At 46.8% G+C, this 15,614-nt stretch carries 15 protein-coding genes and 1 tRNA gene; all 16 read right to left on the reverse strand.

The genetic code is table 11. From position 1 onward, the window contains the following. Positions 1-30 precede the first annotated feature (30 nt). A complete protein-coding gene (gene nuoF / locus H8K36_RS03125; protein WP_186915129.1) occupies positions 31-1,326 on the reverse strand; it encodes an NADH-quinone oxidoreductase subunit NuoF in 1,296 nt (431 codons plus the stop codon). Next, positions 1,326-1,823 carry an NADH-quinone oxidoreductase subunit NuoE gene (nuoE, locus tag H8K36_RS03130; protein WP_186915128.1) on the reverse strand — a complete coding sequence of 166 codons (498 nt, stop codon included), beginning with the start codon at positions 1,821-1,823 and terminating at the stop codon, positions 1,326-1,328. Before nuoE ends, nuoF begins: the two co-directional genes overlap by 1 nt. Positions 1,824-1,913: 90 nt before the next feature. Then, positions 1,914-3,167, reverse strand: a complete 1,254-nt coding sequence (locus H8K36_RS03135; protein ID WP_186915127.1) for an NADH-quinone oxidoreductase subunit D — start codon at positions 3,165-3,167, stop codon at positions 1,914-1,916. A 10-nt stretch (positions 3,168-3,177) separates the two neighbouring features. After that, positions 3,178-3,777, reverse strand: a complete 600-nt coding sequence (locus H8K36_RS03140) for an NADH-quinone oxidoreductase subunit C (protein ID WP_186915126.1) — start codon at positions 3,775-3,777, stop codon at positions 3,178-3,180. A 36-nt stretch (positions 3,778-3,813) separates the two neighbouring features. After that, the gene (locus H8K36_RS03145) at positions 3,814-4,290 is read right to left on the reverse strand and encodes a NuoB/complex I 20 kDa subunit family protein (RefSeq protein ID WP_186915125.1); all 477 of its coding nucleotides are present in this window, start codon (positions 4,288-4,290) and stop codon (positions 3,814-3,816) included. A 19-nt stretch (positions 4,291-4,309) separates the two neighbouring features. Continuing rightward, positions 4,310-4,669, reverse strand: a complete 360-nt coding sequence (locus H8K36_RS03150; protein ID WP_186915124.1) for an NADH-quinone oxidoreductase subunit A — start codon at positions 4,667-4,669, stop codon at positions 4,310-4,312. A gap of 119 nt (positions 4,670-4,788) precedes the next feature. Then, positions 4,789-4,873 (reverse strand) — tRNA-Leu (locus H8K36_RS03155). Between the two features lie 85 nt (positions 4,874-4,958). After that, on the reverse strand, positions 4,959-5,330 hold the full coding sequence (secG, locus tag H8K36_RS03160) for a preprotein translocase subunit SecG (RefSeq protein WP_186915123.1): 372 nt from the start codon (positions 5,328-5,330) through the stop codon (positions 4,959-4,961). A gap of 67 nt (positions 5,331-5,397) precedes the next feature. After that, a complete protein-coding gene (gene tpiA / locus H8K36_RS03165; RefSeq protein WP_186915122.1) occupies positions 5,398-6,159 on the reverse strand; it encodes a triose-phosphate isomerase in 762 nt (253 codons plus the stop codon). 126 nt (positions 6,160-6,285) lie between these two features. After that, positions 6,286-7,263: an NAD(P)H-quinone oxidoreductase gene (locus H8K36_RS03170; protein WP_186915121.1), complete on the reverse strand. Its 978-nt coding sequence runs from the start codon at positions 7,261-7,263 to the stop codon at positions 6,286-6,288. Between the two features lie 139 nt (positions 7,264-7,402). Then, positions 7,403-9,556, reverse strand: coding sequence for a polyribonucleotide nucleotidyltransferase (gene pnp, locus H8K36_RS03175; protein ID WP_186915120.1), 2,154 nt, complete (start codon positions 9,554-9,556; stop codon positions 7,403-7,405). A gap of 262 nt (positions 9,557-9,818) precedes the next feature. Further along, on the reverse strand, positions 9,819-10,088 hold the full coding sequence (gene rpsO / locus H8K36_RS03180; protein ID WP_186915119.1) for a 30S ribosomal protein S15: 270 nt from the start codon (positions 10,086-10,088) through the stop codon (positions 9,819-9,821). Between the two features lie 249 nt (positions 10,089-10,337). Further along, positions 10,338-11,876, reverse strand: coding sequence for a 2-isopropylmalate synthase (locus H8K36_RS03185; RefSeq protein ID WP_186915118.1), 1,539 nt, complete (start codon positions 11,874-11,876; stop codon positions 10,338-10,340). Between the two features lie 154 nt (positions 11,877-12,030). Further along, positions 12,031-12,192, reverse strand: coding sequence for a hypothetical protein (locus H8K36_RS03190; RefSeq protein ID WP_186915117.1), 162 nt, complete (start codon positions 12,190-12,192; stop codon positions 12,031-12,033). 50 nt (positions 12,193-12,242) lie between these two features. Beyond that, the gene (gene pssA / locus H8K36_RS03195) at positions 12,243-13,112 is read right to left on the reverse strand and encodes a CDP-diacylglycerol--serine O-phosphatidyltransferase (protein ID WP_186915116.1); all 870 of its coding nucleotides are present in this window, start codon (positions 13,110-13,112) and stop codon (positions 12,243-12,245) included. Positions 13,113-13,364: 252 nt separating this feature from the next. Beyond that, positions 13,365-15,344 carry an acetate--CoA ligase gene (gene acs, locus H8K36_RS03200; protein ID WP_186915115.1) on the reverse strand — a complete coding sequence of 660 codons (1,980 nt, stop codon included), beginning with the start codon at positions 15,342-15,344 and terminating at the stop codon, positions 13,365-13,367. Positions 15,345-15,614: the final 270 nt, after the last annotated feature.

A 15,614-nucleotide genomic window follows, 5' to 3' on the forward strand; every position in this document is an offset into this window, starting at 1 on the left:
GCTCTGTTCAAGCAGACACTAAAACTTTAATTACAAATACGTCGGCACTAAGCAATGTTTGTGCTCAATGTGGTACTCAAACTCTTCTCGGAAATTCTTGACGAATGCACGTACTGGCATCGCTGCAGCATCACCCAAGGCACAAATCGTACGACCTTGAATGCCATCAGCAACGGCGTTGAGCATATCCAAATCTTCCGGGCGGCCTTGACCGTTTTCGATACGATGAACGATGCGATACAACCAGCCAGTCCCTTCACGGCACGGCGTACATTGACCGCAAGATTCTTCAAAATAGAAGTACGACAAACGCAGCAAGGATTTCACCATGCAACGGGTTTCATCCATCACGATCACTGCACCAGAACCCAACATCGAACCTGCTTTCGCGATCGAGTCATAGTCCATATCGGTTGCCATCATGACGTCGCCGGTCAACACAGGCATTGATGAACCACCTGGAATAACCGCTTTGATTTTCTTGCCATCACGCATACCACCTGCCAACTCCAACAAAGTCGCAAATGGTGTACCGAGCGGCACTTCGTAATTACCTGGCTTCGCTACGTCACCGGACATAGAGAAAATCTTCGTACCGCCGTTATTTGGTTTACCGAGTGCTGCATAAGCTTCACCGCCCATCGCCAATACGAATGGCACAGCAGCAAAAGTTTCTGTGTTATTGATCGTCGTTGGTTTACCATACAAACCAAAACTCGCTGGGAATGGTGGTTTGAAACGTGGCTGACCTTTTTTCCCCTCTAAGGACTCCAACAAAGCTGTTTCTTCACCGCAGATGTAAGCGCCATAGCCGTGGAATGCATGCAATTGGAATGAAAAATCGGAACCATGAATACGGTCACCGAGCATGCCTGCAGCGCGTGCTTCTTCCAAGGCTTCTTCGAAACGATCGTAGTCGGCGAAAATCTCGCCGTGAATGTAGTTATAACCGACCGTAATACCCATCGCGTAAGCGCCAATAGCCATGCCTTCGATCAAAGCATGCGGGTTATAACGAATAATGTCGCGATCTTTAAATGTACCTGGTTCGCCTTCGTCAGTATTACAAACGAGATATTTTTGCCCAGGGAATTGACGTGGCATGAAGCTCCACTTCAAGCCAGTTGGAAAACCTGCACCACCACGACCGCGCAACGACGAAGCCTTTAATTCAGCGATTACTTGTTCTGGTGGGATTTTCTCATCCAAAATTCGTTTCAAAGACTGGTAGCCACCGCGCGCTACGTAATCTTGCAAGTGCCAGTTCTTTCCATCTAAGCCAGCAAGGATCAATGGCTTGATATGGCGATTATGTAGACTCGTCATTATTTACCCGCCTCCGCTGTTTGACCTAATTCACTGACCAAAGCATCAATCTTATCGTTCGACATGAAACTGCACATGCGCTTGTTATTAACCAACATAACAGGTGCATCACCACACGCGCCCATGCACTCCCCTTCCATCAAAGTGAATTTACCGTCAGCCGAGGTTTCTTTGTAGTCAAGACCTAGCTTTTGTTTCAAATGATGGGCCGCGCGTTCACCACCAGACAATGCACAAGGCAAATTAGTGCACACAGTGATCTTGAACTGACCGACTGGCTTGGTGTTATACATGTTGTAGAACGTTGCCACTTCTTGGACTGCCACTGCTGGCATACCGATGTAATCAGCGATAAACTGCATCACTTCTGGCGACAGCCAATTAGTTTCATCTTGCGCGATCGCCAACGCTGCCATCACAGCTGATTGGCGCTGATCGGCCGGGAATTTCGCGAGTTCGCGATCAATTTTCTTTAGTGCTTGCTCTGATAAGATCATCGCTCTTGCCTCAAATATTGAGCCGCTGAGCGGCATCAATCATCTATCAATTTACTGTTACGGGCAAACTATCCCGTCGCCCAAGACCAACTACCGGTCAATTTCACCAAACACGATATCTTGCGTACCAATGATGGTTACAGCATCAGCAATCATGTGGCCCTTGGCCATTTCATCCAAACCTTGCAAATGAGCGAAACCGGGCGCACGAATCTTCATACGATACGGTTTATTCGCACCATCGGACATCAAATAGATACCAAACTCACCTTTTGGATGCTCAACAGCGGCATATGCCTCACCAGCAGGAACATGGAAACCTTCAGTGAATAATTTAAAATGGTGAATCAGCTCTTCCATATTCGACTTCATATTCACGCGACTTGGTGGCGCTACCTTATGATTCGTCGACATCACTTGACCAGGATTATTACGTAACCATTCGACGCATTGTTTAATGATGCGGTTTGATTGACGCATTTCCTCAACACGAACCAAATAACGATCATAACTATCGCCATTGACACCAACTGGGATGTCGAAATCAAGCAAGTCATAAACTTCGTACGGTTGTTTCTTACGCAAATCCCATTCAACACCCGAACCACGCAACATGGGGCCGGTAAAGCCCATTGCCATCGCACGCTCAGGAGAAACTACACCAATACCGACCAAACGCTGCTTCCAGATACGGTTATCAGTCAACAGAGTTTCATATTCATCGACGTATTTCGGGAAACGGTTCGTAAAATCTTCAATGAAATCGAGCAAGGAACCTTGACGATTTTCATTCAACAAACGCATCGCTTTTTCATTTTTCAAAATGGATGCTTTGTGCTTCGGCATCTCATCTGGCAAATCACGATATACACCACCTGGACGATAGTAAGCCGCGTGCATACGGGCACCGGAAACGGCTTCGTAGCAATCCATCAAATCTTCGCGCTCACGGAAAGCGTAGAGAATGACAGCCATCGCACCAACGTCTAGCGCGTGTGCACCAATCCACAACAGGTGATTCAACAGACGTGTAATTTCATCGAACATCACTCGGATGTACTGCGCACGCAAAGGCACTTCAAGACCCAGCATACGCTCAATCGCCATGACATAGGCGTGTTCATTGGACATCATCGACACATAATCGAGCCTGTCCATGTATGGCACTGATTGCAAGAATGTCTTTTGCTCTGCTAACTTTTCAGTCGCACGATGAAGCAGACCAATGTGTGGATCTGCTCGTTGAATTACTTCGCCATCCAATTCCAATACCAAGCGCAAAACACCATGCGCAGCTGGATGTTGAGGACCAAAGTTTAAGGTGTAATTTTTAATTTCAGCCATCGAGATGCCTTTAACCCTTTATCCCGTAGTTTTCTTCACGAATAATACGTGGCGTATTTTCACGCGGCTCAATCGTCACAGGCTGATAGACCACACGTTTTTGATCTGCGTCATACCGCATTTCAACATATCCAGAGACTGGGAAATCTTTGCGGAATGGATGACCGATGAAACCATAGTCGGTCAAAATACGACGCAAATCATTATGACCTTCAAACAGAATACCAAAGAAATCAAAGGCTTCGCGCTCATACCAATTTGCCGTATTCCACACATCAACCACGGAAGGTAAGACAGGAAATTCATCATCTTCAGCGAATACACGCACACGCAAACGCCAATTATTCTTGATCGACAATAGGTGAGAAACCACTGCAAAACGCTTACCATCCCAAGCGCCATCTCCATAAGTGGAGTAGTCAACACCACACAGATCAATCAACTCTTCAAAATGCGTCTCAGCACGATCACGAAGGTCCAGCATTACCTGCAAATAGTCTTTTGCAGACACCACAACAGTCAACTCACCAAGCGCCAATTGCGACTGCACGAGTCGCTCGCCGATGACCGCCTTTACTGTTGCATCAAGATTTTCTAATTTGGTAGTCATTTTGCTCTATTTTATTAAGGTCGCGACCAAGAACGATCAACGCGCGATCGTGTTATTACGCTTAATCTTGTTTTGCAATTGAATAATGCCGTAAATCAGAGCCTCTGCAGTAGGAGGACAGCCTGGAACGTAAATATCAACCGGCACAATACGATCACACCCACGCACCACCGAGTAAGAATAGTGATAGTAACCACCGCCGTTTGCACAAGAACCCATGGACACAACCCAGCGCGGCTCGGCCATCTGATCATAAACTTTGCGCAAGGCTGGCGCCATCTTATTACACAAGGTACCAGCAACGATCATCACGTCAGATTGACGCGGAGAGGGACGAAACACAATACCAAAGCGATCCAAATCATAACGAGAACAACCGGCATGCATCATTTCAACCGCACAGCAAGCAAGACCAAAAGTCATAGGCCACATAGACCCGGTCTGCGTCCAGTTAATCAGCTTGTCGAGACTTGTAGTTACAAAGCCTTCGCTTAATACGCCTTCAATTGACATACGCTTTTCCTAATCAAAGTCATTCCCAATCAAGGGCGCCTTTTTTCCAGATATACCAAAAACCGACCGCAAATTCCAAGATAAAGCCTAGCATTACCAAGAAACCCGTCCACCCCAATTCCTTCACGGATACCGCCCAAGGAAAAAAGAATGCCGTTTCAAGATCGAACAAAATAAACAAAATTGCAATGAGGTAGTAGCGCACATCGAACTTCATACGTGCATCTTCGAACGCTTCGAAACCACACTCATAAGCTGAAGTTTTTTGACTATCTGGACGATGCGGCGCAATTAAGCGACCCAACACTTGCGGCACAACACCAACCGCAATACCGACCAAAATAAAGAGAAGAACTGGGAAATAATTTTCGAGGTTCACGTTAGGTATCCGTATAAAAACGCAACATTGAAATGTTAATTGCATGATTGAGTGATTGCTCAAACCATTACCGCAACCACTTCCTCGATGAATCAGCAAGAAGAGCTGATTAAAAACTTTGGTGCCGACGACGAGACTCGAACTCGTACAGCTTTCGCCACTACCCCCTCAAGATAGCGTGTCTACCAATTTCACCACGTCGGCATAAGCACAGCATTTTACTCTCTTCAGAGCAATTGTTCAACGCACAATTGCATCAATTCAAGATATTTTTACTGTGATAGATCAATTATTTCGGGATATCCGATGATTGACCCGCAGCACTTGCAGGCGCAGCAGAAGTAACTGGTGCAGAAGCTGGCGCTGTGGTTGTTGTTTTAGGCGCAGCCAAGTTATCCATCACACCGCTGGCTGGCGTCTTGCCCGCACCAAAACCAGTCAAAACCAAAGTCGCAACAAAGAAAATCGCAACAGCAACCGCTGTCGACTTAGAAAGAAAATTGGACGAGCCTGTTGCACCAAAGAGACTACCAGAAGCACCCGAACCAAACGACGCCCCCATGTCAGCACCTTTACCGTGCTGCAACAACACCAAACCTACGATCACCAAAGCAGAAACAACCTGCACTACACTTACCAACAATGACAAAGAAGTATTCATTTCAACATCCAATTAAAAATATCCCGCACTACATAATTCAATTCAAATACCTATCCGATTTACAAAATCAGGCAGCATTCACAATCGCTAAAAAATCTATCGCCTTCAAAGAGGCTCCACCAATTAAGCCGCCGTCAATATCAGGCATTGCCAACAGTTCTTTGGCATTATCTGGTTTCATGCTACCACCATACAGAATACGCACTTTTGTCGCCGCAAACTCACTACGCTCTGCCAATGTGGCGCGCAGCACAGCATGAACATCCTGCGCCATTTCTGGTGTCGCTGTTTTACCAGTACCGATCGCCCATACCGGCTCATATGCAACAACAATACGAGCTAAAGCACCATCATCCAGCACATCCATCACCGCACGCAATTGAGTGACCACAACCTCATTCGTTTTACCCGCCTCACGCTGCTCCAAAGTTTCCCCCACACAGACGATAGGGAAAATACTAGAACGCAAGGCCTGCAATGCTTTTTGCGCGACTAACTCGTTAGACTCATGGTGATAAGCGCGGCGCTCAGAATGACCAACGATAACGTACTGACAGGAAAAATCTGCCAACATTGAAGACGAAATCTCACCTGTATATGCACCAGATTGATGCGCAGATACGTCCTGAGCACCAATTGCAATACGCGAAGACTTTACCGAAGCTTCAGCTTGCGCGAGATAAACGGCTGGTACACAGACCAGAACTTCCGGCGAACCAACTGGATCGAGCGAAGCTAAGGACAAACCCTCAAGTAAATGAGCATTTGCGGCCAAGCCACCATTCATTTTCCAGTTACCGGCAATAAGTGTGCGTCGCTGTTGTGACATAGCATTCAAAATTTGATTAACTGTCTATTGTATCGCGCCAGAGCGATGAGGGTCAATTTTCCACCGATGATTTCAATTGCGACAACGTCGTTTTTACACATTCCCCCGTTAAATTAGTGCCAAAAACTAAACAACAAGCACAATTTTCCCAACATGCTCACCACTTTGCATCAGCGCATGCGCCTCTTTTGCTTGTTCCAACTCGAAAGTCTTGAAAATTACAGGCTTTATTGCATCACATTCAAACAAAGGCCAAACATTCTTTTGTAGGGCGTTAGCAATTTCTGCCTTAAACGCAATCGAACGTGGCCGCAAAGTTGAACCGGTTAGGTGCAATCGACGGCGCAAGACCTGCGATAAATCGAGCTCCGCCTTTGCACCACCAAGCAAGGCAATAACCACTAGGCGACCATCATCAGCCAAAGCACTGATATTGGCCGACAAGTATTTAGCAGCCACCATATCGAGGATGACATCCACCCCTCGCCCACTCGTTTCAGCTTTGATGATCTCTTCAAAGTTTTCTGTCCGATAATTGATTGCGCGATTGGCACCAATTCCGATCGCAGCAGCACATTTCTCATCCGACCCGGCAGTAACGAACACGCGCGCGCCAAATGCTTTGGCTAGCTGAATCGCAGCAACACCGATTCCTGATGTCCCACCGTGAATCAAGATTGAGTCCCCCGACTTCAATCCACCGCGATCAAAGACATTAGACCAAACAGTGAAGTAAGTTTCTGGCAAGGAGGCCGCCTCAACTAAGCTGAGCCCTCTAGGTACCGGCAAACATTGACCCACAGGGGCTACACAATACTCAGCATACCCACCACCCTGCACCAAGGCGCAAACTTCGTCACCAACCGAGAAAGATGCTCCCTCCAAATCCCCATCCACAACATAGCCAGCCACTTCTAGACCCGGTAAATCAGACGCTCCTGGAGGTACAGGATATTGCCCCATACGTTGCAACACATCCGGTCGATTGATACCAGCAGCAACCACCTTGATTAATACCTCGCCTACACCCGGCACTGGCATATCTCGCTCACATAGCTGCAAAACCTCTGGTCCACCAAATTCTCGAATTTCTATTGCTCGCATGCTTTTCTCCGATCTCGCTCAAACACAATCCCATAAAAAAACCGCGCGCAGTTTCCCGAGCACGGTTTTTTACATCCACTGAAACTCACCCGCGATTGCAAGCGAGCACAAGACTCACCAGCAATCGCGAAGGCAGAGATTAGGCCTCAGGCGTTGCTTCCGCCGCCGGCGCAGCTTCAGCTGCTGGCGCAACCGCTTCAGCAGCAGCCTTCATCGACAATTTGAAGCGACCGCGATCGTCTGTTTCCAAGACTTTCACACGCACTTGCTGACCTTCTTTAAGGTAATCAGCAACTGCATTCACACGCTCATTCGCGATTTGGCTGATATGCAACAGACCATCTTTGCCTGGCATGATTTGAACGATGGCACCGAAGTCCAACAACTTCAATACGGTACCTTCGTAAATCTTGCCAACTTCAACTTCTGCAGTCAATTCTTGAATACGACGTTTTGCTTCTTGACCAGCAGCAGCATCAACAGAAGCGATCGTGACCACACCCTCATCACTGATGTCGATTTGCGTACCAGTCTCTTCGGTTAAAGCACGAATTACCGCACCACCTTTACCGATAACATCACGGATTTTCTCAGGATTAATCTTGATCGTGATCAAACGTGGCGCAAAGTCAGACAACTCAACACGACCCGTTGGCACTGCTTCTTGCATCTTACCAAGAATGTGAATGCGACCCTCTTTAGCTTGCGCCAAAGCGACCTGCATAATTTCCTTAGTGATACCTTGAATTTTGATATCCATCTGCAAAGCGGTGATACCTTCAGCTGTACCTGCGACTTTAAAGTCCATATCACCGAGGTGATCTTCATCACCCAGAATATCTGTCAAGACAGCAAATTTATTGCCTTCTTTGATCAAACCCATGGCGATACCTGCCACGTGCGCTTTCATCGGCACACCCGCATCCATCAAAGCTAAGCAACCACCACACACAGATGCCATGGAAGAAGAACCGTTGGATTCTGTAATTTCAGAAACCAAACGAACAGAGTAGCTAAATTCTTCTGGAGAAGGCAACGCTGCTTGCAAAGCACGTTTTGCGAGACGACCGTGACCAATTTCACGACGTTTTGGCGTACCAACACGACCAGTTTCACCAGTCGCGAACGGTGGCATGTTGTAATGCAACATGAAGCGATCAGAGTATTCACCCATCAAGGCATCAATTTTTTGCTCATCACGGGCAGTCCCCAAAGTCGCGATCACCAAAGCCTGCGTTTCACCACGCGTGAACAACGCTGTACCGTGAGTACGTGGCAATACACCAGTACGGATTGAGATAGGACGCACAGTGCGCGTATCACGACCGTCAATACGTGGTTCACCATCCAAGATTTGCGAACGAACAATCTTAGATTCCAAGTCAAACATAATATTGCCGACTTCAGATGAATCTGGAGTATCAGCCCCAGCAGCTGCGGCTTGCTCCGCCAACGCAGCAGAAACCGCTGCACTCGCCGCTTTCAATTGATCCGTACGTGCTTGCTTTTCTTTAATTTGATAGGCTGCACGCAACAATGGCTCAGCCACTGCTGTCACCGCTGCAATCAAAGGCTCATTCTTAGCAGCCGGTGCCCATTGCACTTCTGGTTTACCACCATCACGCACCAAATCATGAATCGCATCGATCACCGTCTTCATTTGCTCGTGACCATACACAACCGCGCCCAACATCACTTCTTCAGACAATTGTTGCGCTTCAGATTCAACCATCAACACTGCTGTCTCTGTACCAGCCACAACCAAATCCATCGCAGAAGATTTCAATTGTGTTGCAGTTGGATTCAATACATATTGACCATCAATATAGCCAACGCGCGCCGCGCCAACTGGACCATTGAATGGAATACCAGACAAGCAAATCGCTGCAGAAGCACCGATCATGGAAGCAATATCTGGATCGATTTCTGGGTTCACTGACAATACATGAACAATAACTTGAACTTCGTTTAAGTAACCTTCTGGGAACAATGGGCGAATCGGGCGATCAATCAAACGAGAAGTCAACGTTTCCTTCTCTGATGGACGACCTTCACGTTTGAAGAAACCACCAGGAATACGACCTGCTGCGTAGCTCTTCTCCATGTAGTCCACGGTCAAAGGAAAGAAATCCTGACCTGGTTTTGCATCTTTTTTTGCAACAACGGTCGCTAAAACGACTGTGTCATCTACAGACACGATGACTGCACCTGATGATTGACGAGCGATCTCGCCTGTCTCCAAAGTCACTGTATGTTGACCGTATTGGAATGTTTTTGTAACTTTATTAAACACAATGTGTCCTTTCACTATTTACTACTAATGCCGACAGATTTCCAGGTGCTGTCGTTCACCTCACCGCAAGCGATGCAAACTGACATCGCCCTACTCTTTACTACATCTTCTACATCAAAATACTGCAACAACGTCAGATCGACACTACTGCATGCCGACTGAATTACATCCGCTTAAAGACAAAAAGCCTGCGGCAGTATAACTGACGCAGGCTTTTTGTTTAATTCTTTGCTAAGCTCAGCAAAATATTCGCAAGAATAAATTACTTACGCAAGCCGAGTTTCTCGATCAATGAACGGTAACGGTTCAAGTCTTTCTTTTTCAAGTAAGACAACAAACTCTTACGACGGTTAACCATCATGATCAAACCACGACGTGAGTGGTGATCTTTAGAGTGAGATTTGAAATGACCGTTCAAGTCATTGATACGTGCAGTCAACAAAGCAACTTGCACTTCTGGAGAACCTGTGTCATTTTGACCACGGGCGTTATCCGCAACGATAGCGGCCTTTGCACTTTTTTCGATAGACATAATCTTCCTTTACATGCGATATCAAGAGTGAGATTAAATAATCAAAACCTTCGATATCGTGAAAAATACATTAATAAACCCCATCAAATTTTGATGAGACCGCGACTATAGCATGGAATTGCGTCAACGCTCAAGCATCAGAGTGATGCTGCACCCAAGAAATCGATGCAAAATCACCCGAAACATCCACAAGTTCAAGATCAAGGCTCCATCTTGTCAATTAAGCAAGCAACACTCAATTTGGGTGCCTCAAACCTGAGGGTTTAATTTTTCCACCTTCGAATGTAGTTTATTTAATGCGGAAAGGTAGGCCTTTGCGGAAGCAACCACGATATCTGGATCAGCTCCCACTCCGTTGACAATACGTCCAGCTTTACCAAGTCGAATGGTTACCTCACCTTGAGATTGCGTACCCGCCGTAATAGCGTTAATCGAGAACAACAATAGTTCAGCCTCACTCTTTACTTCTGATTCAATTGCATTAACAATCGCATCGACTGCACCATTACCTTGAGCAATACAAGATTTTTCTTTATCGCCTATGGTTATGACCACCACCGCAGATGAACGTTCGCCGGTTTCGGAGTGTTGGCTGATCGACACCAAACGATAATGATCTGCATCGTGCGAATGTTCTTCTTCAGCTACTACCGCCATAATGTCTTCGTCGAAGATTTCTGATTTTTTATCAGCCAGATCTTTAAAGCGAGCAAATGCTGCATTCACTTCAGTTTCAGATTCGAGCGCAATACCCAATTCTTGCAGGCGCTGCTTAAAGGCATTGCGACCAGACAATTTACCAAGGACGATTTTATTTGCGCTCCACCCCACATCTTCAGCACGCATAATCTCGTAGGTGTTTCTAGCCTTCAAGATACCATCTTGATGAATACCAGAGGCGTGAGCGAAGGCATTTGCACCCACGATTGCTTTATTTGGCTGGACGGCGAAACCGGTGATTTGTGAGACCATTTTAGAAGTCGCCACGATCTGGGTCGTATCGATTCCCACATCAAGATTGAAATAGTCTTTGCGCGTTTTCACTGCCATAACCACTTCTTCAAGGGCAGTGTTGCCCGCCCTCTCGCCAAGACCATTGATCGTACATTCCACTTGTCGGGCTCCACCAATCATCACACCCGCCAAAGAGTTGGCCACCGCCATCCCTAAGTCATTATGGCAATGTACGGACCAAATCGCTTTATCTGAATTCGGAATCGTTTCACGCAAGCGTTTCAAGGTACTTCCATACAACTCAGGCACACCATAACCAACTGTGTCTGCGAAGTTAATTGTCGTCGCACCTTCTTTGATTACTGCTTCAATCACACGACACAAGAAGTCAAAGTCTGAACGACTGGCGTCTTCCGGGCTAAATTCAATATCATCGGTGAATTGACGGGCGAAGCGCACTGCCTGAATTGCCTGCTCCAATACTTGATCAGGACTCATTCGCAACTTCATTTCCATATGCAAGGGCGAAGTTGCAATGAAAGTATGGATACGTTTGCGCTGGGCTTTTTCCAAGGCTTCCGCGGCGCGTGAGATATCTCTGTCATTTGCACGCGACAAAGAGCAAATAATTGGCTCACGTACCGCTGCCGCAATTGCCTTAATCGACTCGAAGTCTCCAGGTGACGCCGCAGCAAAACCTGCCTCGATCACATCAACTTTTAATCGCTCTAATTGACGTGCAATACGCACCTTTTCATCGCGAGTCATAGAAGCGCCTGGCGATTGTTCGCCGTCGCGCAAAGTTGTATCAAAAATGATGAGTTTATCTGCCATGTTTTACTCCGGGTCTACCTAAGAAAAATCGATTAATCTGAACGAGTGAAATGCGTTACTTACGTTGCCAAACGCTGAACTTGAATAGACTTTTCCCGACCCTTGCAAGACACACATGGGTGAGACACTACTCAAGTTGTGGGGATATAGGGATTTAGCGCGCGAGCGCTAGTAGGTTCGCTAAAGATAGCGTTAGTTGAGACAATAGAGCTGCCAAGGTAGCGGCAACTGGCAATACCAACGACGAAAGCAGGCCTGAGCGGTCTGCTTTTGTAAGTGCATTGTGTGCACCGAATGTCGTGGAAATAGAGTTCATATCGAAGACTATAAGCGGCTTTCTAGAAAAGCGCAATAGCACTTCCTCAATTATTTCTTAAGGTCGCCTCGATCCCCTTCATATGCTTCTTCCTCCGCTGAGATTTGAACAATACTCACAGGGCGACCATTGCGCCAACGCCATAGCAATAAGACATAACCAGACAAGGCATAAATCACAAACAAAGAAAACAAAACTTTCGGCGGATCACTCACGACCGCAACATAACCCAGCACAATTAAGAATGGTGCGACAAATGGCACAGAGCGCTTTAAATTCACATCTTTGAAACTGTAAAAGGGGACATTCGTCACCATCGTTAAGCCCGCAAACAAGGCCACGCTCCACGCATACCAACGAACATCTATTCCCGCGATACCGAGATCGTCCATCAACAAAATAAAGCCTGCAACCAGAGCCGCTGCGGCCGGACTCGGCAACCCTTGAAAATAGCGCTTATCGACGACAGTGATGTTTGCATTAAAACGTGCCAGTCGCAAAGCCGCGCCAGCACAATAAACGAACGCTGCTAACCAACCGAGCTTACCCATGCCTTTGAGTGCCCACTCATAGGCGATCAAAGCTGGGGCGACACCGAAAGACACCATATCCGACAAGCTGTCATATTGCGCCCCAAATTCACTTTGTGTATTGGTCATACGCGCTACACGTCCATCGAGACTATCGAGCACCATAGCGACGAAAATAGCCAAGCCAGATTGCTCGAACTTTTGATTCATGGCCATAACGATGGCATAAAAACCGCAAAATAAAGCTGCTGTAGTGAACGCATTCGGTAGCAGATAAATACCACGGGATGGAGTACGTTTTACAGCAGCCGTCTCTGCATTCGCTTTTCTAGCGCCACGCGGAAATAACTTAAAACTGCCCTTAGGCTTACGATCTTTAACTGGAGTCATGCCGGTTTCAATAAAAATTGCCAAGGAAGGCCACAAACATTCAACTTGGAGAAAAACAAAGACGAAGAAGAAACTTCGGATTGGGCCCAAGTATACCCCTGTTTATATGATGGGAAAACTTTAATGAGACATCACTCTAAGCAAATGAGAAAAAAAAGCGATCGCTCAAGACCCTAAAGAATTGCAAATATATGATGAAAAAGCGCCGCCAAGAGCAGGAACTCTTAACGGCGCCTTATTGCACTCACTTCTTTATTGGGCTTGCTTCAACTGCTCAAGAATCGCTGGATTTTCCAGTGTAGAAATATCTTGCGTGATTTCTTCACCTTTTGCCAAGACTCTCAATAAACGACGCATGATCTTGCCAGAGCGCGTTTTCGGCAAATTATCACCAAAGCGAATCTCTTTCGGTTTCGCAATAGGTCCAATTTCTTTTGCGACCCAATTACGCAACTCGAGAGCAATTTGCTTCGCTTCATCGCCGGTTGGTCGACTACGCTTCAAGACCACAAAAGCACAAATTGCTTCACCGGTCGTATCATCTGGTTTGCCGACCACAGCTGCCTCTGCCACCAAAGGATTTGCCACCAACGCTGATTCGATTTCCATCGTGCCCATACGATGTCCGGAAACATTCAAGACGTCGTCAATACGGCCAGTAATCGTGAAGTAACCCGTATCTTTGTTGCGAATTGCACCATCACCAGCCAAGTAGGTCTTGCCACCTAACTCTTCAGGGAAATAACTCTTCTTGAAGCGCTCATTGTCACCCCAAATCGTACGAATCATCGAAGGCCATGGACGTTTCACGACCAAAATACCGCCCTGTCCGTTAGGCAAATCGGCACCAGTTTCATCGACGATCGCCGCCATAATGCCTGGCAATGGCAAGGTACATGAACCTGGCACCAAAGGTGTGGCGCCAGGCAATGGGGTAATCATGTGACCACCCGTTTCTGTTTGCCAGAATGTGTCTGCAATTGGGCAACGCTCGCCACCAATATTTTTGTAGTACCACATCCAAGCTTCAGGATTAATTGGCTCACCAACAGAGCCCAACAAGCGCAAGGAGCTCAAATCGTATTTATTCGGGTGAATATTGGCATCGCCATCCGCCGCCTTGATCAGTGAGCGAATCGCGGTTGGCGCAGTATAGAAAATGGTTGCTTTGTGTTTTTGGATCATGTCCCAGAAACGGCCGGCGTTCGGGAAAGTTGGAATACCCTCAAACACGATTTCTGTGGTCCCCATCGCTAATGGGCCATAGGTAATGTAGGTATGCCCTGTCACCCAACCAATATCAGCAGTACACCAGAAAACATCACTCGGTTTGATATCAAACGTCCACTTCATCGTCAGCATCGCCCACAGCAAATAACCGCCTGAAGAATGCTGCACACCTTTCGGCTTACCAGTCGAACCAGAGGTGTACAAAATGAAGAGTGGATGATCCGCGTTAACCCATTCTGGCTCGCATTCAGTCGCTTGATTGGCGACCAAATCGTGCATCCACAAATCGCGTTCTGCATTAAATGGCGCGTTGCCACCTGTGCGTTTATACACAATGACTTTTGACACTTTTTCGCAATCACCTAAGCCCAATGCTTCATCCACAATCGCTTTCAATGGCAATTGCTTACCACCGCGAACTTGCTCATCAGCGGTAATGACAATCGTGGCACCTACGTCGACGATACGTTCCTGCAAAGATTTCGCAGAAAAGCCACCGAAAACCACAGAATGCGTCGCACCAATACGCGCACAAGCTTGCATCGCGACCACACCTTCGACGGACATAGGCATATAGATGACGACTCGATCACCTTTTTTCACACCTAAGGAACGCAAACCGTTAGCGAATTGACATACTTTTGCGTGCAATTCTTTGTAACTGACATTGGTAACATCACCACCATCCGCTTCAAAAATGATGGCGGTTTTATCACCCAAACCTTTTTGAATATTGACGTCTAGACAGTTGTAGGAAACATTGAGGAGGCCGTCATCGAACCATTTGTACAATGGCGCTTGAGACTCGTCGAGAACCGTAGTGAACGGCTTATGCCAATGGAGGTTTTCACGAGCCAGCTTGGCCCAAAAGCCTTCATAGTCGGCGGCAGCTTCAGCGCATAGTGCATTGTATGCGTCCATGCCAGAAATAGCAGCGTTTGCCGCAAATGCAGCCGGCGGTGGGAATACACGTGATTCAGTTTTGACTTCTTGATCCGACATAGTTGTCTCCATGCTGTTGTGAATATCAAAAAGCCTCGTCACCACCCAAATGCAGCCAAAGACAGAAAAGCAAGCCTTGACGAATATTTGCCGAATCGACTTCAAAGCTTTTTGATATTCACCGCTTCTTATTTTTTGACATTGATTCTAAGGCGAGACGCTCAAAAAAGCTATTTTTAAATCACTGGTATTACTACGTAGTCAGACCAGTTTTGTTTGATCTATCGCAAGCAATTGTCAAATACCGTTAGGCGCAGACATCTAATGCAC

Source organism: Affinundibacterium nitidum (assembly GCF_014284155.1).
Lineage (GTDB): Bacteria > Pseudomonadota > Gammaproteobacteria > Burkholderiales > Burkholderiaceae_D > Undibacterium > Undibacterium nitidum.

Bases quoted from the DNA above. Each gene is read 5' to 3' on its own strand.
- H8K36_RS03145 (WP_186915125.1), bottom strand. From the start codon at position 4,290: ATGTCAATTGAAGGCGTATTAAGCGAAGGCTTTGTAACTACAAGTCTC.
- H8K36_RS03190 (WP_186915117.1), bottom strand. From the start codon at position 12,192: ATGAACTCTATTTCCACGACATTCGGTGCACACAATGCACTTACAAAA.
- H8K36_RS03140 (WP_186915126.1), bottom strand. From the start codon at position 3,777: ATGACTACCAAATTAGAAAATCTTGATGCAACAGTAAAGGCGGTCATC.
- H8K36_RS03170 (WP_186915121.1), bottom strand. From the start codon at position 7,263: ATGCGAGCAATAGAAATTCGAGAATTTGGTGGACCAGAGGTTTTGCAG.
- H8K36_RS03135 (WP_186915127.1), bottom strand. From the start codon at position 3,167: ATGGCTGAAATTAAAAATTACACCTTAAACTTTGGTCCTCAACATCCA.
- H8K36_RS03185 (WP_186915118.1), bottom strand. From the start codon at position 11,876: ATGGCAGATAAACTCATCATTTTTGATACAACTTTGCGCGACGGCGAA.
- acs (WP_186915115.1), bottom strand. From the start codon at position 15,344: ATGTCGGATCAAGAAGTCAAAACTGAATCACGTGTATTCCCACCGCCG.
- nuoF (WP_186915129.1), bottom strand. From the start codon at position 1,326: ATGACGAGTCTACATAATCGCCATATCAAGCCATTGATCCTTGCTGGC.
- rpsO (WP_186915119.1), bottom strand. From the start codon at position 10,088: ATGTCTATCGAAAAAAGTGCAAAGGCCGCTATCGTTGCGGATAACGCC.
- tpiA (WP_186915122.1), bottom strand. From the start codon at position 6,159: ATGTCACAACAGCGACGCACACTTATTGCCGGTAACTGGAAAATGAAT.
- pssA (WP_186915116.1), bottom strand. From the start codon at position 13,112: ATGACTCCAGTTAAAGATCGTAAGCCTAAGGGCAGTTTTAAGTTATTT.
- nuoE (WP_186915128.1), bottom strand. From the start codon at position 1,823: ATGATCTTATCAGAGCAAGCACTAAAGAAAATTGATCGCGAACTCGCG.
- secG (WP_186915123.1), bottom strand. From the start codon at position 5,330: ATGAATACTTCTTTGTCATTGTTGGTAAGTGTAGTGCAGGTTGTTTCT.